The organism is Cryobacterium sp. AP23, assembly GCF_054075385.1.
Map to the genome: position 1 here is coordinate 1,094,311 of NZ_CM133415.1, position 19,483 is coordinate 1,113,793.

22 protein-coding genes are annotated in these 19,483 nt (G+C 62.6%); 6 read left to right on the plus strand and 16 right to left on the minus strand.

What is annotated here, in order from left to right; all coding sequences use genetic code 11:
• Positions 1–5: 5 nt before the first annotated feature.
• Entirely contained in the window at positions 6–1,205 is a 1,200-nt protein-coding gene (locus ACU5E9_RS05165; RefSeq protein WP_456812548.1) for an MFS transporter, read from the minus strand.
• Between the two features lie 30 nt (positions 1,206–1,235).
• Positions 1,236–1,907 (minus strand): SDR family NAD(P)-dependent oxidoreductase, encoded by a 672-nt coding sequence (locus ACU5E9_RS05170; protein WP_456812549.1) that lies wholly within the window; start codon positions 1,905–1,907, stop codon positions 1,236–1,238.
• Between the two features lie 314 nt (positions 1,908–2,221).
• On the opposite strand from ACU5E9_RS05170, the gene ACU5E9_RS05175 reads away from it, so the two are divergent.
• Positions 2,222–3,013 (plus strand): CPBP family intramembrane glutamic endopeptidase, encoded by a 792-nt coding sequence (locus ACU5E9_RS05175; protein WP_456812550.1) that lies wholly within the window; start codon positions 2,222–2,224, stop codon positions 3,011–3,013.
• A gap of 268 nt (positions 3,014–3,281) precedes the next feature.
• On the opposite strand, the gene ACU5E9_RS05180 is transcribed toward ACU5E9_RS05175, so the two are convergent.
• The 5 genes from ACU5E9_RS05180 to ACU5E9_RS05200 form a co-directional block, all read right to left on the minus strand.
• Positions 3,282–3,698 (minus strand): arsenate-mycothiol transferase ArsC, encoded by a 417-nt coding sequence (locus tag ACU5E9_RS05180; RefSeq protein WP_456812551.1) that lies wholly within the window; start codon positions 3,696–3,698, stop codon positions 3,282–3,284.
• Between the two features lie 532 nt (positions 3,699–4,230).
• Positions 4,231–5,136, minus strand: coding sequence for a cation diffusion facilitator family transporter (locus ACU5E9_RS05185; RefSeq protein WP_456812552.1), 906 nt, complete (start codon positions 5,134–5,136; stop codon positions 4,231–4,233).
• A gap of 149 nt (positions 5,137–5,285) precedes the next feature.
• On the minus strand, positions 5,286–5,645 hold the full coding sequence (locus tag ACU5E9_RS05190; RefSeq protein ID WP_456812553.1) for an ArsR/SmtB family transcription factor: 360 nt from the start codon (positions 5,643–5,645) through the stop codon (positions 5,286–5,288).
• Positions 5,646–5,699: 54 nt separating this feature from the next.
• Complete coding sequence (locus ACU5E9_RS05195; RefSeq protein ID WP_456812554.1) at positions 5,700–6,569, minus strand: HAMP domain-containing sensor histidine kinase; 870 nt, start codon at positions 6,567–6,569, stop codon at positions 5,700–5,702.
• Positions 6,570–6,829: 260 nt separating this feature from the next.
• Entirely contained in the window at positions 6,830–7,567 is a 738-nt protein-coding gene (locus tag ACU5E9_RS05200) for a response regulator (RefSeq protein ID WP_456812555.1), read from the minus strand.
• A 282-nt stretch (positions 7,568–7,849) separates the two neighbouring features.
• Between ACU5E9_RS05200 and ACU5E9_RS05205 the strand changes: the two genes are divergently transcribed.
• From ACU5E9_RS05205 to ACU5E9_RS05220, 4 genes are all read left to right on the plus strand, one after another.
• Positions 7,850–8,329, plus strand: coding sequence for a hypothetical protein (locus ACU5E9_RS05205; RefSeq protein ID WP_456812556.1), 480 nt, complete (start codon positions 7,850–7,852; stop codon positions 8,327–8,329).
• 92 nt (positions 8,330–8,421) lie between these two features.
• On the plus strand, positions 8,422–9,033 hold the full coding sequence (locus ACU5E9_RS05210; protein WP_456812557.1) for a DUF305 domain-containing protein: 612 nt from the start codon (positions 8,422–8,424) through the stop codon (positions 9,031–9,033).
• A 130-nt stretch (positions 9,034–9,163) separates the two neighbouring features.
• Positions 9,164–10,006: a M23 family metallopeptidase gene (locus ACU5E9_RS05215; RefSeq protein ID WP_456812558.1), complete on the plus strand. Its 843-nt coding sequence runs from the start codon at positions 9,164–9,166 to the stop codon at positions 10,004–10,006.
• A gap of 13 nt (positions 10,007–10,019) precedes the next feature.
• Positions 10,020–10,619, plus strand: a complete 600-nt coding sequence (locus tag ACU5E9_RS05220; protein WP_456812559.1) for a recombinase family protein — start codon at positions 10,020–10,022, stop codon at positions 10,617–10,619.
• A 33-nt stretch (positions 10,620–10,652) separates the two neighbouring features.
• On the opposite strand, the gene ACU5E9_RS05225 is transcribed toward ACU5E9_RS05220, so the two are convergent.
• From ACU5E9_RS05225 to ACU5E9_RS05260, 8 genes are all read right to left on the minus strand, one after another.
• Positions 10,653–12,023 carry a multicopper oxidase family protein gene (locus ACU5E9_RS05225; protein WP_456812560.1) on the minus strand — a complete coding sequence of 457 codons (1,371 nt, stop codon included), beginning with the start codon at positions 12,021–12,023 and terminating at the stop codon, positions 10,653–10,655.
• A 142-nt stretch (positions 12,024–12,165) separates the two neighbouring features.
• Positions 12,166–12,447 carry a glutaredoxin family protein gene (locus tag ACU5E9_RS05230; protein ID WP_456812561.1) on the minus strand — a complete coding sequence of 94 codons (282 nt, stop codon included), beginning with the start codon at positions 12,445–12,447 and terminating at the stop codon, positions 12,166–12,168.
• Complete coding sequence (locus ACU5E9_RS05235; RefSeq protein ID WP_456812562.1) at positions 12,444–13,139, minus strand: peroxiredoxin family protein; 696 nt, start codon at positions 13,137–13,139, stop codon at positions 12,444–12,446. The genes ACU5E9_RS05230 and ACU5E9_RS05235 overlap by 4 nt, the downstream gene beginning before the upstream one ends.
• On the minus strand, positions 13,139–14,086 hold the full coding sequence (locus tag ACU5E9_RS05240; protein ID WP_456812563.1) for a cytochrome c biogenesis CcdA family protein: 948 nt from the start codon (positions 14,084–14,086) through the stop codon (positions 13,139–13,141). The genes ACU5E9_RS05235 and ACU5E9_RS05240 overlap by 1 nt, the downstream gene beginning before the upstream one ends.
• A gap of 66 nt (positions 14,087–14,152) precedes the next feature.
• Positions 14,153–14,416, minus strand: coding sequence for a hypothetical protein (locus ACU5E9_RS05245; protein ID WP_456812564.1), 264 nt, complete (start codon positions 14,414–14,416; stop codon positions 14,153–14,155).
• Positions 14,417–14,689: 273 nt separating this feature from the next.
• Positions 14,690–14,929 carry a DUF3105 domain-containing protein gene (locus ACU5E9_RS05250; protein WP_456812565.1) on the minus strand — a complete coding sequence of 80 codons (240 nt, stop codon included), beginning with the start codon at positions 14,927–14,929 and terminating at the stop codon, positions 14,690–14,692.
• 810 nt (positions 14,930–15,739) lie between these two features.
• Entirely contained in the window at positions 15,740–16,951 is a 1,212-nt protein-coding gene (locus ACU5E9_RS05255; protein WP_456812566.1) for a cytochrome P450, read from the minus strand.
• Positions 16,952–16,969: 18 nt separating this feature from the next.
• Positions 16,970–17,959, minus strand: a complete 990-nt coding sequence (locus ACU5E9_RS05260) for a PDR/VanB family oxidoreductase (protein ID WP_456812567.1) — start codon at positions 17,957–17,959, stop codon at positions 16,970–16,972.
• Positions 17,960–18,061: 102 nt separating this feature from the next.
• Here ACU5E9_RS05260 and ACU5E9_RS05265 point away from each other — a divergent pair, with 102 nt between their 5' ends.
• The gene (locus ACU5E9_RS05265; protein WP_456812568.1) at positions 18,062–18,919 is read left to right on the plus strand and encodes an IclR family transcriptional regulator; all 858 of its coding nucleotides are present in this window, start codon (positions 18,062–18,064) and stop codon (positions 18,917–18,919) included.
• A gap of 27 nt (positions 18,920–18,946) precedes the next feature.
• Here ACU5E9_RS05265 and ACU5E9_RS05270 read toward each other — a convergent pair whose 3' ends face one another.
• Entirely contained in the window at positions 18,947–19,306 is a 360-nt protein-coding gene (locus ACU5E9_RS05270) for a hypothetical protein (protein WP_456812569.1), read from the minus strand.
• Between the last annotated feature and the right edge of the window lie 177 nt (positions 19,307–19,483).

A 19,483-nucleotide genomic window follows, 5' to 3' on the forward strand; every position in this document is an offset into this window, starting at 1 on the left:
GGCCGCTAGAGCCGGGCTGGGAACGCGTTGCGCCGACCATAGATGGTCAGTAGGAGTGCAGCGAGGCCGGCGACGATCATCACAACAGCGAGTACGAGGCCGTCGAAGTAGGTCAGGAGGGCGGCGCCGAGGAGGCCCGCGGTGAAAATGGCGAGGTTGAATGCCACGGGCAGGAATGAGTTGGCCACGTCCGCGTCAGCGCCGCCCGTCGTGGTGAGCGCTGCCTGGAGCTGGGCCGCCGCCCCACCGAAGGTGATCCCCCAGAGCACAGTCGCCGCGATGATCGCCGGGGTTGAGGTGGGGCCGATCAGCAGGACCATCCCAGCCGCGATGAACGCCAGAACGCTGCCGTGCAGGAGTGGGCGGGGGTGGCGGTCCAGGAGCGCCCCGGTGATGACGATCCCCACTATCGAGGCGACTCCGAAAAGAAAGAGCTGCACGTCGACGGTGATGCTGCTGGCGGTCGCCCTGAGGTACGGGGAGATGTAGGTATAAATGGTGTTGTGCGCCAGCATCCAGGTGAAAATGACGGCCAGGATCACGGCGATTCCGGGGATGCGGAAGACCCGCGCCAAAGGGAGTCGAGAGGCGCCCGGTTGCCCGTCGGCGTCGGGGGCGATAATCGCGATGATCACACCGGCGATCACGGCGACCGCGGTGAGTCCGGAGAATGCCCACCGCCAGTCGAAGGTCATCCCCAGCCAGGACCCGAGAGGAGTACCCAGGGCGAATCCGACCGGTGCCCCTACAGAGACGATGGCCAACGACAGTCCAGCGCGGGACGGCGGGCTGATTTTCCGGCCGTAGGCGGCCAGCATCCCCCAGATGATTCCCGAGAACGCGCCGGCGATGAACCGTGACACAAGTGACAGGGTTACATCGCTAGAGAGAGCCGTGGTGCTGTTGGCCAGGACGAGCCCGAGGATTGCTCCGAGGAGGAGGGGCTTGCGTCGCATGCTGCGGGTCAAGGTGATGGCGGGGATCGTGACGATCACGGTGCCGAGGGCGTAGGCACTGACGAAAAGTCCTACGGTGCCCTCGCTGGTGCCGATGCCGGTGGCGATGATCGGCAGCAGGCCGGCCGGCATTGTCTCCATCGCAACCAGGACGAAGCCGATGACCGCCAGGGCAATCAGGCTAGCCAGCGGAAGCTTCGTCGCCGTCTCGGTGACCGCCGGGGGCGGCGCTTGAAGGGTCGTGTCCATTGTTCTCCTTGTCGCGAAGGTAGGTCGGGGCTAGGCGGTCGCCGGTAGAGGTTCGGCGTACTCCCGGAATGTGTCGCGGCGAAGGTGCTGCTCCCAGAGCCGTTCCGCGAGGACATCCGGATCGTTCTGCGGGTGACCGGCTTCGATCGCGCCGGGAATAATCAGCTGTCCCACGTGGACGTTCTCTGCGCTGAGGGTGTCGTGGAGCATCGTTGCGAACGCGGCTTCACCGGCAAAGGCGATGGATGTGCCGGCGACGGACGGGTTGGGTCGTGCACCGGAGCCGCCATTGACGAAGAGGATGGTTCCGCGTCCTAGGCTGCGCATGCCGTCCAAGACCTGGTGAACGGCCGTGACGGGTCCATAGATGGAGAACTCCACTGCTGCGACGAGATCTTCAACCGTCGTCTCCAGCACCGGCCGCAGGAACTCCTTCTGCGGGACAGGGCTGTACTCAAGCACCTCGATCGGGCCCAGATCCTGGGCCGCCCGCTCGAGTGCGGACTCGAGAGCCCGAGGATCGCGGACGCTGGCGGCGTAGCCGCGAGCGAAAACGCCCTCGCTGATCAGTTCATCAGCAAGCAGGTTGAGCTTGTTATGATCGCGGGAAATCAGGGCGACGGCGAATCCCTGAGCTCCGAAACGGCGGGCGATGGCCGCGCCGAGCCCAGTGCCGGCACCGACAATAGCGATAACGGTCATGACTACCCTTCTTTTCGTGTCGGAACGGCGGATTCAGATGTGGCCAAAACTAGGTTCTGGCCGTGAGCCGCACATCAGTCAGGAGACAGTCAACGCCGGAACCTGCGTCGGGAGGAGTCTCTGGCAAGGGGTGTTCCAGCAGAGCACCCCTTACATGGACGCGGCGACGCAGTCTCGGGCATGGACAAATTACGCAATCAGCGGAGCCTCATCATCTGTGCTTGAGGCCATCGCCCGTGCCTTCAGCCTCGACCACACCGAACGAACCCACCTGTTCGACCTCCCCCGCGCGGCCGACGGCATTCCACTTCGTCATGCCCAAGGAACTCAGAGTCCGCCCGAAAGTCTGGATCGGACTCGCCATCTACGTCGGCTACGTCGCCCTGTTCTACGGGCTGATGGCAGTCTCGGGAGTGCCCTATCCCAACCTCGGAGACACCGGTCGCACCCTCTTCCTCGGCGGCGACATCCCCCTCATCGGTGGCGCGATCGCCCTCGCCATCACCACCACTCTGCTGGGATGGTGGCGCCCCGCACTGTTCGAGCGGCAACGAAGCGTGAGGTGGCCGATAATCGCGCCGATCCTGCTCGCCACGGCCCTCGTCGCCAACCTCGCCGCCACCGACTGGGCATCCTACGACGGAGCATTCTTCGCCGCCTCACTTCTTCTGATCCTCGTCGGCTTCACCGAAGAACTCACCACCCGCGGCCTGCTCCTCACCGGCCTCCGCAGCCGACTCGGTGAGATCTGGGTATGGTTCCTCACCACGGCACTGTTCTCCCTACTCCACCTGGTCAATGCCCTACTGGGCCAAGGCCTCGAAGTCACGCTGCAGCAAATGGTGTTCGCCTTCACAGCCGGCACCACGCTCTACATTCTGCGCCGAACGACCGGCACCCTCATCTGGGCCATGGCCCTCCACGGACTCTGGGACTTCTCCACCTTCGCCGTCCACCACGGCGCCCCCGGCCCACTCGTCGGCGTCGCCTTGCTCATCCAACTCGTTTCGGCTGCCGTAGCTCTCGCTGTGGTGGCGTTCGTCATCCGCGGCGCCAACGAACGCACAACGGACCGTAATGCACTGAGACAGCGCACTCTCGTCTAAGACGGTGCGGTCCCAAATGGACCACTCAGAATCGCGTGTCTGTTCGGCTCGCAAGGACCGCCTCCGACAGTACGGAGACACCTTTGCCGACGATTTACGTGCTGCCGGTGTGGAGGTCGCGGCGTCATCGATTCCACTCACGCCTACCTGAACGCTCAAAAAGTCCAGGGTTCCGCCAGGGCATCGAGCAGATCGCTCGCTGGCGAGACAAGCGCAACGCATGATGTCCCCAAGACATCTTCGTCCGAGCTGAGGTGTACGAGCAGGCTCAGCCCTGAAGGCGGGCGAGGAGCTCGTCGACCAGAGCGCGGATGTCGTCGCGGACCAGGCGCATGCGCTCCATGCCCTGGATTCCACGCTCAGACGGTTCGTCCGTGATCCACGTCTCGAATGTCGTGCCCGGTACTTCAGCGACCTGAGCCTCTTTACCGAGAACGACGACAACGTCAGCAGCGGCGACCATCTCCGAGGATATGAGCTTCGGGCGCTCATCACCGACACCGATGCCCACCTCGGCAAGAGACTCCACCGACTCTGCGTTCAACGCCGCCCCAGGATTCGTTCCCGCGGAGTGCACGGTGACGGTGTCCCCCGCTGCCGCACGCAGAAGAGCCGCCGCCATCTGTGACTTCCCCCCGTTCTTCTGGCAGACGAACACAACGTTGGGGATACGAGTCTCAGTCATGACGCAATGGTACCTACCGCGAAAACGTAGTCGACGCTGTGCACGGCGAATGAGTCGCACTTGGGCATTTGTTTGGAGGCGGCCAATCGGCGATTACAAGTTGCAGCGTTCCACTTGCCTGATCTGGAGACTGCCGGCGAGGTTGCTGGCAACCAGGGTCAAGACGAGTCCCGGTCGGAGTCCGCGGGATTATCGTGTGGAGTATCACTGTCCGTGTACTCGCCCTCGGTCTGAGTCTCGCTGACAATTGCGTCCGACGTGCCGGCCGCAGACTCGGAATCGGTGTATTCACTATCTGACTCGTTGTTGATCTTCATGAGCTTCCCTCTCGAATGGAATGTGATTCTATGTGTCAGTACCGGCAATAGATAGGCTGAACGCCGTCATTTTGCCCTTCCCCCGCCCGACCGAGATATGCACCAGACGCAATGGCCCCTATCGAGTGGCAGACTTCGCCACGTCCTACTCGACCCACGGTCGTAGCCCTCTAAGGCAAGGGCGGCACCCCAGATCACGGCAAGATCTTTCGCCGTCACCGCCCGCTTTGGGAATATTGAGCGATCAGGAAGTCGTCGAGGTTTGGCAACGCTTGGTTCACGACGCGGTGTGCTTCGTTCATTACCGTGGCCGCCTCCGCCGTCGTGGCCGCGACAATTGAGACGACCGCGGTTCCCTGGAGGCGGTGGCCGACCCAGCGCAGCTGCAGACGGTCGACTGTTGTGATGCCGGGCACCGTGAGCAGAGCGGCATTCGCGCGGTCGACGAGATCGGGCTCGATGCCGTCCATCAGCCGTCGTCCGATGCTTTTCACCGTGCCCCACAGGAGCACGATGATTGCGCCGGAGATGAGAATGCCGACGATCGGGTCGGCCAACGGGAATCCAAGCATGGCGCCAATTGCGCCCGCGACCACCGCGAGGGACGTGAAGCCGTCGGTGCGGGCGTGGACTCCATCGGCTACCAGTGCAGCCGACCCGATGCGCTGACCCACACTGATGCGGTACACCGCTACAGCCTCGTTCCCAGCGAAGCCTATGACGCCAGCCGCCACGACCCACCAGAGGTTTTCAAGTGGATGTGGATCCAGGAGTCGCGCAATCGACTGCCACGCCGCGACGACGGCCGAGAGAGCGACAACCATGACGATGAAAAGCCCGGCGAAATCCTCGGCCCGTCCCAACCCGAAGGTGTACCGGCGGGATGCGGCGCGGCGGCCAAGGATGAAGGCGACCCAGAGCGGCACGGCGGTGAGGGCGTCGGAAAAGTTATGGATCGTGTCAGCCAAGAGGGCGACGGACCCGCTGATGAAAACGACCCCCAGTTGCAACACGGTGGTAGCGAGAAGGACGAAGAGGCTGATCTTCAGCGCCCGCACACCCTCCTTGCTGGCCTCAAGGGCATCGTCGATCGAGTCGGCGGCGTCATGACTGTGGGGCACGAACAGGCCGTAGAAAAACCCCTGCAACCCAGTCGGGTGGGAGTCAGTGTGTCCTTCACCTCCGTGGTCGTGGTCGGGGTCGTGGCTGTGCTCGTGCTCGTGCTCGTGCTCGTGCTCGTGCTCGTGCAGATGGTGTCTGCTGGCTGAACTCATGCCCCGGCCTCCAAGTGATGATGGCGTGGGTTCGAGCTCAGCGAGTGCTCGGCTTGGAAGATCGCGTCGGACACCAGCTGCCGCGCATGCTCATTGGCCAGGCTGTAGAACACCTTCGTCCCCTCCTGCCGGCTGGTCACGAATCGCGACAAGCGCAGCTTGGCTAGATGCTGCGACACGGACGGCGGGGACTTCTCCAGCAGCTCGGCCAGGCTGTTGACCGAGAGTTCGCCGTCGCGCAGAGCGAGAATAATGCGGATCCGGGTGGCATCCGCGAGCATCGCGAAGACCTCGACTGCCAATTCGACGTACTGGCTGTCGGGTTCACGTCCGCGTACGGGCTTATCTGCATCCATACGCAGATTCTTACATTAAACCGCGACGTCGCGTAATCGCAGTGACCCGCGCCATCAGTGCGAATCGCTGAGCAACGGAAACTCAACGGTGAAAGTCGCGCCTCGGCCGACACCCGCACTCTCTGCCTGGATGCTCCCACCGTGGGCCTCGGTGATGGACTTGGCAATCGCCAGGCCTACTCCCGACCCGCCGTGAGCGCGGTCCCGGCTTGCGTCCACTCGGTAGAAACGCTCGAAAACATGCGAAATGTGGTCTGGCGGAATTCCATCGCCTTCGTCGGACACGGCTATCGCTGCCCTGCCGCCGACTACCGCGGCGGATATCATAACCTCGCGCCCGGACGGGGTGTGTCGAACTGCGTTGTCGAGGAGATTTGTCAGGACCTGACCGATGCGATCACTGTCCCCGCTGACAGCAGCGTCGCGGGCGTCTCCGGACATGGTGACCGTCAGCGTAACGTTCTGGGCAGCGTATTGCGCCGTCGCCTGGGCTACTGCATCCGCGACTACCTGGGCAACGGGCAGGCGTCGTCGGTGCATAGTGAGTCGGCCTTCCTCTGCAGTCGTCACGATGGCGACGTCCTCGCTAAGCCGTGCCAGACGGGTGACCTGGTCCCGCAGCATCGTGAGGGTTGCCGGATCCGCTTCTTGGACGCCATCGGCGATGGCCTCAAGGTAGGCGCCGATGGTGGTGATCGGAGTACGCATTTCGTGCGCCAGGTCGCCCAGCATCCTCGTTCTGGTCGCTTCGATCCGGCCCAGATCGGTGGCCATCGAGTTGAAGGCCGAAGTGAGGTCGTCAAACTCACTGCCCAGGCCCACAGCGGGGATACGCGCCGTGTAGTCCCCGTCCGCCACCCGGCCAGCCGCTTCAGTGACGGGTGCGAGGGATCGCGTGATCCGGCGAGAGAGAAACAGGCTCACCCCGACTGACGCTGCCAGAGCAGCGAAAAGGGCCACGGCAAGGGAAAGCATGGATGCCGTCCGGAATGCCTCCTCGGCATGCACCGTTGAGTCAGCCCCAGAACCACCCATGCCCATCATGTGAACGTGGAATATGGCTGGGCCGATCCCTGCGACGACGACCCAAGCAGTTGCGACTCCGACAAGTACAACGACGAGGATGGCGCCGAGCAGGCGAGCGCTGAGGTCCCTAGGGCCAGGGACCCGTGTGCGTGTTCTGCTCACGCTCCGACGCCCATCTGGTAGCCAACCCCGCGCACTGTCCGGATGAATACCGGTGACGACGGATCATCACCGATCTTGCGCCGCACATGCCCGATATGCACGTCCACCAAATGCGGATCGCTCATCCAGCCGTCTCCCCATACGGCATCAATCAGTTGCTGCCGAGAGAAGACAATTCGAGGTTGGCCGGCCAACGCCACCAGCACCTCGAACTCGGTGCGGGTCAGGTCCACCGGTTCACCGCTTCGGTGAACTTCGCGGCCGGCGACGTCGATTCGAAGGGAGCCAAAGACAAGAGGCGGTGCGCCGAGCGCGGCGGCTTGTTCGCTGGGGCGCGGTCGGCGGAGCATAGCGCGCACTCGAGCTACTAGCTCTCGCGGGCTGAATGGTTTGGTCAGGTAGTCGTCTGCTCCGACAGAGAGACCGACCAGCTTGTCGATCTCCTCGACCCGCGCGGTCAGCATGATGATGTAGCAATCAGTGAAGGTGCGCACGGTACGACAAACCTCAATGCCATCCATCCCTGGCAGGCCCAGGTCGAGAACGATGATGGCGGGGGCCCAATCTCGTGCCTTCGTCACGGCGGACTGGCCGTCGGCCGCTGTCTCAACGTCGAACCCATCTCGCTCCAAGTAGCCGGCCACCAACTCGAGCAGCGGTACCTCGTCGTCGACCACCAAGACTCGCGGACGCGGCTCCGCAGTGGTCTGTGGCCTGAAGGTCGTTGACATCATGGTCTCATTGTCCCTCCGGGTTCATCCCGAACCGCTCTGATGAGCGGCCACAGCCCATATCCCCAGTCAATCTTTGTCAAAAGGCCCATTCATTAGATTTCGTCCACCGCGGGGCTTGTCGCCAATGCCAGGAGAATCCAACTATGCACATCCGGCAAACGCTGACTCGGTCGTGATCTGCTGACCTTCGTCCGCCGCATTCTCAGCTGAACTTTGTCAAGTGCCGATACGGTTTTCGGGTATCCACGTTCGCAACATGGCCTGATCGACACCGGAGGTGACATGAACCCGCACGGCAATTCCGTAGCTAACCGTCGCCACAGGCCCGTCCTCGCACACGCGTTCACGGCCGTTCTGGTCCTGGCAGCCATGCTGCTGGGCATCCTGGCCATGCACTCCATGACCGGCGAACACGGCGTAGCGTCGGGGGCAGCCGAGTCCAACGCACATTCGGACACCATCCCGATTGGCACTGACTTCAGAACTGACGTGGCGGTCGCGGCGACAGCGGCGATGATCCCACTAGTGGCCCACGCCGAGGTCAGACTGTTGGGCTGCGCCGACTGCATGCTCGACTGCGCCATGTGGGCGATGACCTGCGCCATTCTGCTGGTCCTGGCGTCTCTCATCATTCTCGCCCGCTCCCCGGCCACGTATCGGCGCTTGCTCGAAGCGGGCGGGCGCGTCGTCTCTGTCTTCCATGGCCCTGCGCTCCACCTTTTCCGGCCTAGCTTGGTCGTTCTTTCCATCAGTCGCACCTAAAACCGGCCTTGGCCTTCGCGTCACTTGACGCCTGCCTTCACGACGCCGTATGGCGAACCGGTTTCTCACGCCTGACTTTGAATGGATTAACAATGCCCAAGACACGTACCTACCTGCTTACTGCCGCGGCCATCGCGACAGCGCTCACGCTCAGCGCCTGTGCCGGCGGAACCACCGATACCGGTTCATCCTCCGCCCCCAGCTCCCCCGATTCCTCCGCCTCCTCGGTCGATTTCGCCGACGCGGACGTCGAGTTCGCCCAGATGATGATCCCGCACCACGAACAGGCCGTTGAAATGAGCGACGACCTCCTTGCGAAGGACGGCATCGACCAGCGCATCGTGGATCTGGCCACCGAGATCAAGGCCGCCCAGGAGCCCGAAATCAAGCAGCTCGAATCGTGGCTGACAGTATGGGGCATGGATGACACCAGCTCCAGCGAGATGGATATGTCCGAGATGGATCACGGCACGGACGGCATGATGTCCGATGACGACATGAACGCCCTCAAGTCCGCGTCCTCAGAGGACGCCGGGAAGCTTTTCCTCGAACAGATGATCGTTCATCACCAGGGCGCCATCGCGATGGCGCAGACCGAGATCGATCAGGGACAATTCCCGGACGCGGTGGACATGGCCACGAACATCGTCGAGAGCCAGACCGCTGAGATTGATGTCATGAACGACATCCTCGCCACACTGTAGGACTACTCCACCAGGATCGGGGCCGCGCATCGCGGCCCCGCTCCGCGGCGTGCCCGACTCGGACACCATCTCCTCGCCTCCCGGAGGCACCGATGGAGCGCGCCAATGTGATCGCAAGGACCACCTCCTCATGACCGCATCACCCTATTTCCCCCGCAAACAATGGCGTCTGGCCGAAAAACAACCGCACCGCCGCCGCCGAGCACAACGGCCACTCCCCGCGACCCGTCGACCAGCCCGCCGCATGAAAGTCACCCTTCGTAAACAGCTGTCTTCCGCGGCCGCTCTAGCGTTCGCTGCCCTCCTCGCCGTCAGCGTGTCGGTCCCAGCCCTTGCCGTGAACCCCAACGCCCAGACCCTCGCCCTGCCCGCTGAACGAACCGAGGTGGGAGTGCAAAGCTTGACGGCGTCGGGAAACGGAACCATCGTCGTCGCCCAGGACACGTACACGTCCCAAGCCATCCAGGAGACGCTGCGGACTGAGGACTCGCTCCCGGGCGTCTACTCCCAGACCGCAAATACCTATGTGAACTATCTCGGCTCTGCAATTCAGTGGCCCTTTCTTGTCGGGGTACCCATCACCACTGACTTCGGCCCTCGGATTCCCCCGTGCGATGGATGCTCCAGCTTCCATAAGGGCATCGATATGAACCCGGGCGTGAATACTCCGATCCAAGCGGTCGCGAATGGCGCTGTGAGAGAAGTCTCGGGAACTGACAAAAGCGGACTCGGTGTGTACGCGATCATCGACCACATGATCGATGGGCGTCTCGTCAGCAGCCTGTACGCCCACATGACGGAAGGCACCCTCGCACTTGCTTTCGGCGACCCCGTCCTCGTCGGCCAGCTGGTGGGAAACGTTGGCAACACCGGTCAAAGTACCGGCCCACACCTTCACTTCGAGATCCTCCTTGACGGGGTCACCCCGACGGACCCGTACGCCTGGCTGACAGACAAGGTGAGCGCATCATGACAGGCAGGCTGCGATGACCGTCATTGGTTATGCGCGTGTTGCAACGCGCAAGAAGAGAGTTGATGAGCGAGAAATCGCGTTGACCGCGGCCGGCGCCGAGCGCGTGTTTGTGGACCACGGCGAGTCGAGGAATAAGGCGTCGCTGCCGCAGTTTTCTGCCTGCCTGGATTACTTGCGGGCAGGTGACCTCTTGTTGGTTTGCCAGCTGAGCCAGTTGGATCGGTTGGGTCGCGACGATCGTTTGATTTCGCTCCTTCATGAGCTCGGCGAACGCGGCATCGGACTTCATTCGTTGGCGGAACCGGCGATCGACACGACCGGCCCCTCAGGCCGGGCCCTTTTCGATATCATCTCCGTGTTCGCTCAGCTGCGTACTGAGTCGATCCAGGTGCACCGGCGCGATGGTCCCGCACCGGCTCGACCGCATGGGCGCAACGGCGCACGCCCCACAGAGATGACAAACGAGAGGATCGCTGTTGCTATAGACATGCGCGAAAGGGGCGCCACGATTGACACGATCGCGACCACTCTCGGCGTCGACAACGTGACCGTGCAACGCGCGCTCCTGAGAAACCCGCACGGACAGCCGAAGTTGGGCCGCGATGAGGGGTGATATCGCGCAGGCGAGCCCACTCCCCATCTCGCGTCACCTCACGTAAGAGACCAGGCCGATCATCCCGCGAGCAGCGTGATAGGCGTTGTGACAGTGGACGAGCCATTGGCCTGGATTGTCAGCGTCGAATTCAACGGTGACGGTTTCCCCGGGCCGTACGATGACCGTGTCCTTGCGTGCTCCGTTGCCAGCGATCTGAAAGCTGTGGCCGTGCAGGTGTATCGGATGCCACATCATCGTGTCGTTGATCATCGTGATCTGCACTCGCTCGCTGAGGCTGACATCGAAGGCGCCGGCGTAGGGGTCGTCCATGTTGAAGGTTCGCCCGTTGATGCTCCAGTCGTAGGAGTGCATCCCTCCCGTGAGTCGCATCTCGTGTCGCCGAGTCGGCGTGCGGGACGGGAGGCGGACGGATTCATCGGCTCGCAACTGACCGCCGTCGGTGCCCTTACCCGTCAGAGAGGACGGCATTCGATCTGGCGAGGGTGGGGTACCAGAACCTGTGCGGATGAGCCCGTAGGCGCTTCCGTCCTTGCCTTCGGGGAGAGCCAGAACTGGCGTGTAGCCGTCGACGACGGTGACGAGCGCGTCGATGCGTTCGCCCATTCCGAGGACCACTGCGTCCACCTCCTGGTGCTCGACAGGAAAGCCGTCGGTGTGGGTCAGAGTCAACTTCTGCCCGGGGATGCCCACCCTGTAGGCGGTGTCCCCCGCCGCATTGATGATGCGCAAGCGGATCCGATTACCCGGTCGGCTGTCGAACACTTCGGCCGTTTGCGGAGCCTGGCCGTTGAACAGATGGACGGGGAATGGCACGTCGCCCGCGTCACCGCCCAAGTATGGGCTGGTGAAGGTCGACCCCATTCCGCCCATGCCCGAATCCATCCCGCTCATACCCGACCCGTCGGCCACAGCGTTCAGCGCATCGTCGGGGGTGCCCGGGAGTCCGTCGAGCCAGTCGTCGAGGAGGATCACCCATTCCTGGTCGTAGGCCATCGGTTCACTAAAGTCGTCGATGATGAGCGCACCCGACAAGGCACGTTCTCGCTGCATGTCGACGTGAGAGTGGTACCAGTAAGTGCCGGGTCGGTGGAGCAAAAACTGGTATTCGTAGTCGCTGCCTGGAGCTATGGCCTTTTGGGTGACGCCTGGGACTCCGTCTGCATCGTTTCGCAAAGCCAGTCCGTGCCAGTGGATACTTGTCGACTCTGCCAGGGCGTTATTCACCTGCACCTTCAGGAGGTCTCCCATTTTTGCGCGGATGAGAGGTCCGTTGAGTGTCCCGTTGTATCCCCACGTGGTGAGCGCGGTGCCGGCTACCAGGGTGTCAAAGGCTCCGGCGGTGAGGTCTTGGGTAACAGTGCCGCCGTGGGCCGCACGGCGCGTCTCGTACAGGCCGACCAAAGGATCCGTCGACAGTATCCGGTCGACCCCAGCTCGCGTGCCGGGGCCCGTTGTGCATGAGGCAAGGACCGCTGTCGCTGTCGCGCCAAGGGTCGCGCCTAGGAAGGTGCGCCGGGTGAGGTGATTGACCATCATCGCTCCGTTAGCTGGGGCTCGCGGGTGAGCGTGTGGCAGGCCACTCCAGTGAGGAGAGATGGCGGCGCAGTTTCTTTTCGGACAGGCGGCCGTAGCTGAACAGCTCGCCGTCGATCAAGATGCCCGGGGCGAAAACGATGCCGACCCGGTTGGCAAGCTCACGCCCTTCGGCTGAAGCCAGTGGAATATCTACGATGTCCAGGGGGTACTCGTCGCTGAGCTGCGCCAAGGTGTTCTTGGCGTTCACGCAGGACGGACATGATTCCTGGGTCAGGACGGTGATCATCATGATCCGCTCACCCCGGCAGCCTTCATGTCGGCGAGCAAGTCGGTCATGGACACGTACATTGTGTAATCCGGTGCGCCGCCGTAGTCGGCACGCCATTCAATCTCGCCGTCGGGCCCGACGAGGATGAAGCTGTGACCGGCGCGGGAGTCGCCCATCATGCCGTAATCGTTCGCCCCGTACTCCTTGATGACGTCCATCTTCGTGTCCGCCAGCGCGACAGAAGCGAGCTTGTCGTCGTCCATCTTTTGCGCTATCAGGTCTACCGGTCCGCTGGTGATCGTGAGCACATCGTCGACTCCGGCGGCGGCGAGCTGGTCGGATGAGGCATCCAGGTCACGCATCTGGTCCCAGCACGGCTGGCAGCCCAGTCCCTCATGGAAGTACAGGAGCACCGATTTGCCCGAGTAGTCGCTCAGATCCACGGTGTCCCCCGTTGTGGACTCCATCGCGAATCCCGGGGCGATCTCCCCCACTCCCGGAGATCCCACCGCGTAGTCGGCCGCATCGGCGCTCCTGCCCAGAGGAGCAGACTGGGCCGTCTGGGCGGGTGCGGAGGGCTGCTGGGCGAGAACGAGGAAGAAGGTGCCGAAAAGAGCCACGACCACGCCGGCACCGATCAGCACGGCAAGGCGGTTGGTGTTCTTCCTCAGCGGCCGCATCGCTGCTGCCGGCCTCTTATTGCGTGATGCCATTACTTCGATTCCTTTGCATTGTCGTGACATGCCGGAGTGGTCGCACCGGCCGCAACCTGTTCTGCCGTGTTTGGCTCTGTCGCCGAAGCGGTGTGACCGGCCTGTGAGCGCCGAGCGCGCAGCGCCTTCCACACGAGGGCGGCGAGGGCGGCGAAGACCACGAGCGCAGAGAGCCAGCCGGGGATGAAACCAATGGACTGCTGGATAACCACCGCTGCGTGGTTCAGCCAAGCGGTGACCCTCACCTGCCAGCCATCAGGCGCCATGCCAATACCGCGAACCGCGATGATCATGGTGACGATGCCCATCCCGAGCATCAAGGCACCGGACAACAGGCTTGACAGCGGCAGCCGGCGCCCGCCGGGCCACAACGCAACAGTGCGAGCCGTGAGCAGCCGGCTGTTGCTCCAATCCTTCCGGTCCCACACCAGCGCAAGGACGCAGAGCGGGGCGACCATGCCGAAGACGTAAGCAATTCCCACCAGCGCAGCGGTAGAGATGGACGACGCTGCCCCCGACATCGCGGCGACTCCGGCCAGCACAGGTGCACAACACGCACTCGCCGCGCCAGAGAACACGCCCAAGCCGTACACGGAGCCAATTCCTGACCCTGAACTCTTCCCCGACGGCATCGGGAGCATCAACTTCCACCCCACCAACGTGGCGACACCAACAACGACCATGCCAATTCCCACCACGCTGAATATCCAGAAGTGGTACTGCGCCAGGGCGCGGCTCACGATCGCGGCCCCCAACGCAATGGGCAGGATGATCGTGCCGACACCTGCAGCGAAAACCAATGTCATTCCCAGGATCCGGCCGCGACGGCGGAAGCTGGACGCGAAGAACGCCGGCAACATCACCGACACGCAACACGGGGCCAATAGGGCGACGATACCGCCTAAGAACGAGGCGAGAATCGTGGTGGAGAGCAGGACCTGCTCCATGTATTGCTCCTTCAAAAGTGCACGGACTCAGCGCCGTGCCGTCGGGACGGGGCGAACGCCCGAGGGTCAAGCCTGGGTCGTGGTCTTTACGGGTTCGTCGGTGGCGGCTTGAAGGTGGGAGTCGTTTGAGGTGTCGCTGCCCTTGGCTTTGCCGCTTCGCATCATCATGAACATCATTCCGATCATCATCACGGGGCAAGCCAAAACCGCGGCGACGGGAAGCGCCTCATCGATCGACCTGCCGGCCACAAGCAGCCCGCCGAGGATGACGACACCGATCACCATCATGCCGATGAGATGGGACTTGCCGCCGTGGTGGTGCCCGTTCATGGACCTTCTCTTTTCTGGGGTTTGGTTTGGTGGACTGCGTCCTCCGGTGGTGTGTCAGTCCCCCGGCTATTCACGGGGAAGATCTGAGCGACCGCCCACACACCGAGGATGACGAATACCACACAAATTCCGGCGAGAATCAGCCACGCATTCATGACCATTACTTCCTCCTATCGGAATGTCTTGTCATGACTGTGGCCCCATTACCCGGGCCTCTCGGTGCAGGTTTGACGAAGAAACGATAAAGAATGGTCCTCAGCCCCGAGGGAGCTCTCAGCCTTGGACTCCGCCAGAACAGGGAGCGCCGGGTTCGGAGGTTTGTGGACCCTGCAGATAGGTGGAGAGGAATTCGCTCGGCCTAGGGTCGCCTGCACTCTCTACCTGGAGCCGCATACCCCACGCGGTGGCGATGATCGGCGCCGGCAGGTTCGGATACGGGCTCAAGATCTCATACGAGTTCGCTGCTGCATTGGAGGTTAGGGCCTCGAGCTCAGTTGCGGGAGGACCTTGCACGGCCGCTCGTTCGGCATCCCGTGGTCAGAAGCTGCCGGGCCGCCGTCTCGATGCCGTCAGTCGCCCTCGCTGTTGATGCCGTAAAGCCTGCAGTTAGCGATGCCAGCAGCTGAAGTTGCCTTGTGGCGCGATTCTGGTCACGCCAACCGCGGATTTCCGGGCTTCGAGTACGGGTGGCACCGAAATGCTCAGGCGTAGGTTTCATATCCCCTGATGAGCGGGTATTCATAGGAGATTCGAACCAACAACCTTGCGTCCCTATTCATGTCTATTCAGACTTCTCATAGGATCCAAATCAGGAATTCATCGCTGACCGGCCTAAAGAACGAGAGTCAAGCCAAATCTGTCCGTCGCCGTAGCGTTTTTCGGACATTAGTCAACCGTGAAGTAGAAATGAAAAAACCCCCGCATGATCGGGGGTTTTGTTACTGCTGGGGTACCTGGACTCGAACCAAGAACAAATGATAGGCGTCTCGGCCGTGCCACTCCCCCGCAACTGGGGCGGAATTCCGCGGATTTCCGCGGTTTTCATGGATCTAGTGTACGCGCCGCCACGGACTGATACGGGCTCATTCTGGTCACGACGCTGGGTTTCTGGTGCGTTTGTGGTCACGGCCTCATGAGTGCCGCAGGGCGGCCGGACGGCATCAACTCGTCTCAAAAATCACCCCGCGCCAACGCCTGAGTTCCTGATATTTGGAAGCCTGGATCAAAGCGCTGCAGTAGCGACCCACGTTGCCTCATAGACACGTGCATGCGGGACCTCTCCACCGAGTCGGGCGGCAGGCCCGCGGGCGCGGCGATGGCTCGTTAGCGTTCGCCTTCGGTCACTCGCACCGGCAGAGATGCCAAAGCACGCAGGGTGTTGTTAAGGTGCCTCCTCGGCGTCCCCGTCAATTCAATGGATTCGACCCGGTCGAGCAGCGCTGTGATGAGGCTGACGGCCTCAAGCCGAGCCACATGCTGGCCGACGCATCGGTGGATTCCCATGCCGAACCCGACGTGACCGGACGGGTCCCGATGTACGTCGAACGCGTCCGGTGACACCCACCGTCGCGGATCGCGATTCGCCGCCCCCAGGAACATCAGGATCTTCTTGCCGGCGGGTACGAGGCATCCGTCGATCATGATGTCGTCAGTGGCGGTTCGGAAGAAGGTTTGCACCGGTGACTCAAGGCGGATCGCTTCGTCGAAGGCGTTACGGACGAGCGATGGGTCGCGTCGGAGCCGCTGCCATTGGTCAGGGTTGGCTGCAATCGCGTAAAGCAAGGCTCCGATGGCATGGACCGTTGTGTCCACGCCCGCGGATAACAAGGACCGAACAATCAGAGGGGCTTGTGCCTCGGTGATCTCCCGCCGGTCCGCAGCTGCCCACACCTCGGCCCCGAAGCCGGTGGGCGTCAACTGGTCACGAGCACACATTTCGTTCATCGTTCCCGCGATGTGGCCGATCCCCGGCTGCCCTCTGATCACCAGCCAGTTCTCTGGCCCGAATGAGTTGAAGAGGTGATCTCCGTAGGGCAGAAGGTCGTCTCTGCCTTCCTGACGGATGCCGACGGCATCAGGGAAGACTCGGAGTGGAAACGCTTCCGCGAATTCCTCGATGGCGTCGAACTCGCATCCCTTGCTGAGAACTTCGTCCACCAGTTTCTCGGCATCCGCGGCCCACTTGACGGCCAGTTGTCGGAGCGATCGTGGACCAAGAATCTTGCTCAGAGTCTCTCTCGGCGCGTCGTGGTGCGGCGGGTCGGTTTCGAGCAGCAGGCTCGGCGGGCGCCAGGGCTTCTCTGTCTTGAAGTTGCTCAGGCCCACCCCCGCGCCGGATTGGAAGCCCTGCCAGTCGAGCAACGCCGAACGCACCATCTCGTACCTTGAGAAAGCGTAGAGGTCGTAGTGCGAGAGGTAGACGACCGGAGATGCCTCCCTCAAGCGCTCGTGAAATCCGAGCGGATCGGCCAGGAGTTCCTCGGAAAACGGGTCTTCCGTGTTTTCGAGGATGGGAATGGACGGCACTGTGTGCATGGGAATTACCTTTCAGCTCTAGAGGGCCAGCACGATACGGTCGGACTTGGCTCGAGACACACAGGGATAGAAATACGTTCCGGCTTCGCGTTCCTCATCCGTCAGGAGCGAGTCACGATGGTCCGGTATACCGCCGAGGAGCCGGCTTTCGCAGGTGCCGCAAACGCCGATATTGCATGAGGTGAGGATCGCAGACCCCGCCTGGCGCGCGACTGAGGCGACGCTCACACCGGGCGGTACCGTGAGAACTATTCCGGAGTCGGCGAATTCCACTTCGAAGGGAGTAGAACGAGCGGGCGCCTCTTGCGCCTTCGCGCTGAAGCGCTCGGTGTAGACCTGGCCTGGCCTCCACGCGCTAGTCAGTCCCTGAATGCCGTCGATCAGAGATGGCGGCCCGCACGCGTACACCTTGGTGGAATCGTCGCACTGCTCCAAGATCGCTGGAAGGTCTGCCCTTCCGCAATTGCCGGAGGTATGAAGCCGGACATGATCTCCGAGAGCGGCGAGCTCAATCCGGTATCCCATCCGCTCGCTGGCTCGACCCAGGTACACGAGACTCCACTCAGAGCCCAGCTGGTCGGCGGCGCGCATCATCGGCAGCAGCGGCGTGATGCCGATGCCTCCGGCGACGAACAGGTACCGGGGCGATGGGTTGAGGGCGAAGTTGTTCCGTGGACCGCCGAGGCCGACAGTCGAGCCGACCTCAAGGTGATCGTGAATGAATGCCGAGCCTCCGCGGCCGTCGGCCTCCTTGAGAACTGCGATGCGATACGAGTATGCGTCGAACGGGTCTCCGCAGAGTGAGTACTGGCGGGTCATCCCGTTTTCGAGCGAGATGTCGATGTGCGCTCCCGGGGTCCAATCGGGTAAGCGGGTCCGGTCAGGTCGCCGCAGGATGAGCTCGACGACTCCCTCGGCGATCGACTCTTTCGACGCGACTTCCAGAATCAGACCCTTCGACGTCACATCCCGTGAGCCGCCTGAGGTCGGGTAAGTGGTGGTGATCACGACATCCTCCTTGACGCCAGCAATTATTCGGTAACCGTATGCCGCCCAGTCCCGAGGAGGTACGGTGTTTCTATTGAACGGAAACAAAGAAGCGGGGACGCTGTGGCGAACGGGTCGGCCGGGCGATCGGTGTTGAGTCGGTACCTCGATGTTTTGGGCGTATTCGATGTTGGCCGAGCCTTCCTGACGGTGTCGCAAGTCTCCAAGCTCAGTAGCCTGCCCCTTTCCACAACCCATCGGATTCTCAGCGAACTCGAGTCGCAGAAGCTTCTGGAGCGTCAACCGGATAGAACTTACCGACTCGGAATCCGGCTCTGGGAACTGGCCTGCCGCACGCCCGGCGCGCTGGGTCTCCGCGAGCTCTCGATGCCCTCAATGCAGGCGGCTCACAACCTCATCGGCCAGCACCTTCAGCTCGGCGTGCTGGAGCACCACGACGTTCTGTTCCTGGAACGGTTGTCTACGCGAGACGCAGTGGTGAACGTGACCCTGGTTGGTGGACGACTGCCCGTGCATGCTTCGACAAGTGGGTTGGTCCTTCTCGCCCATGCACCCGACGACGTACAAGAGGACGTATTCGCATCGGCTCGCACTCGGTTCACTGAGCTAACGGCGACCGACGAGCCCGAGATCCGGCGCCTCCTGGACAGGGTGCGGCGCCAAGGATTCATCATCGGTGACGGATTTATTCATCCGGACGCGCGCGGGATCGCGGTGCCTGTCTTCGGCCCGTCGGGCGAGTGCATTGCCTCGCTGGCTGCAATCGTTCCACGAGACTCGCAGCCGAGCAACCCGATAGTGCGCACGCTTTTGAACTGTGCCGCCGAGATTGCGGAAGCGCTGAAGTCCGCCTATCTGCCCGCGAATCATCCCTCGGCCCGACCGGGGGGCCGATACCGAGCAATGGTGAATTCCTCGGACGAGTCGATGCGCTACCTGGCCACGTCGCGAAAGAAATGAGGCGCAAACGCCCCGCAGAACCCACAATCACAGCGAAACGCGAAGCATGGCCTGCAGCGCGACCGTCAACGTTTCAGTGTAATGCCTCGCGTCGTAGAAGGACTGCACCTGAAGCCCGTCCGACAGCGCAACATACATGCGCGCCGCATCGGCGGGGACGATGCCTTCGGTAAGCTCTCCCGCCGCTTCCGCGACCTCCAGTGCCGAGGTCAGGTTTTCTACGACAAGGTTGTACCGCCGAGCGAAGTAGGCGTGCCTGGGGTGTTCGGGATCGCCGGCCTCAGCGGAAATGATCGCAAACAAGCGCATCGCCTCTAAATCCGCTTCATCTCGGCGGGCGATGTCGAGGAGGATTCGCAGGAGGTCGATTCCGGTTCGACCCTCCAAGCTTCCGTTCCCAGACGGACTGGTCTGCCCACAGCCCACTCGTGGCGGCTTTCTACCTCTTGCCGCCGCCCGCGGGCGGAGCAATCGCCGGAGCACTCCACGCGCTCAGCACTTCGCGTGCCACCGACCGGGAGGACTGATTCGATCGGCGCAGGCATCGCGGACGTGGCGCTCCAG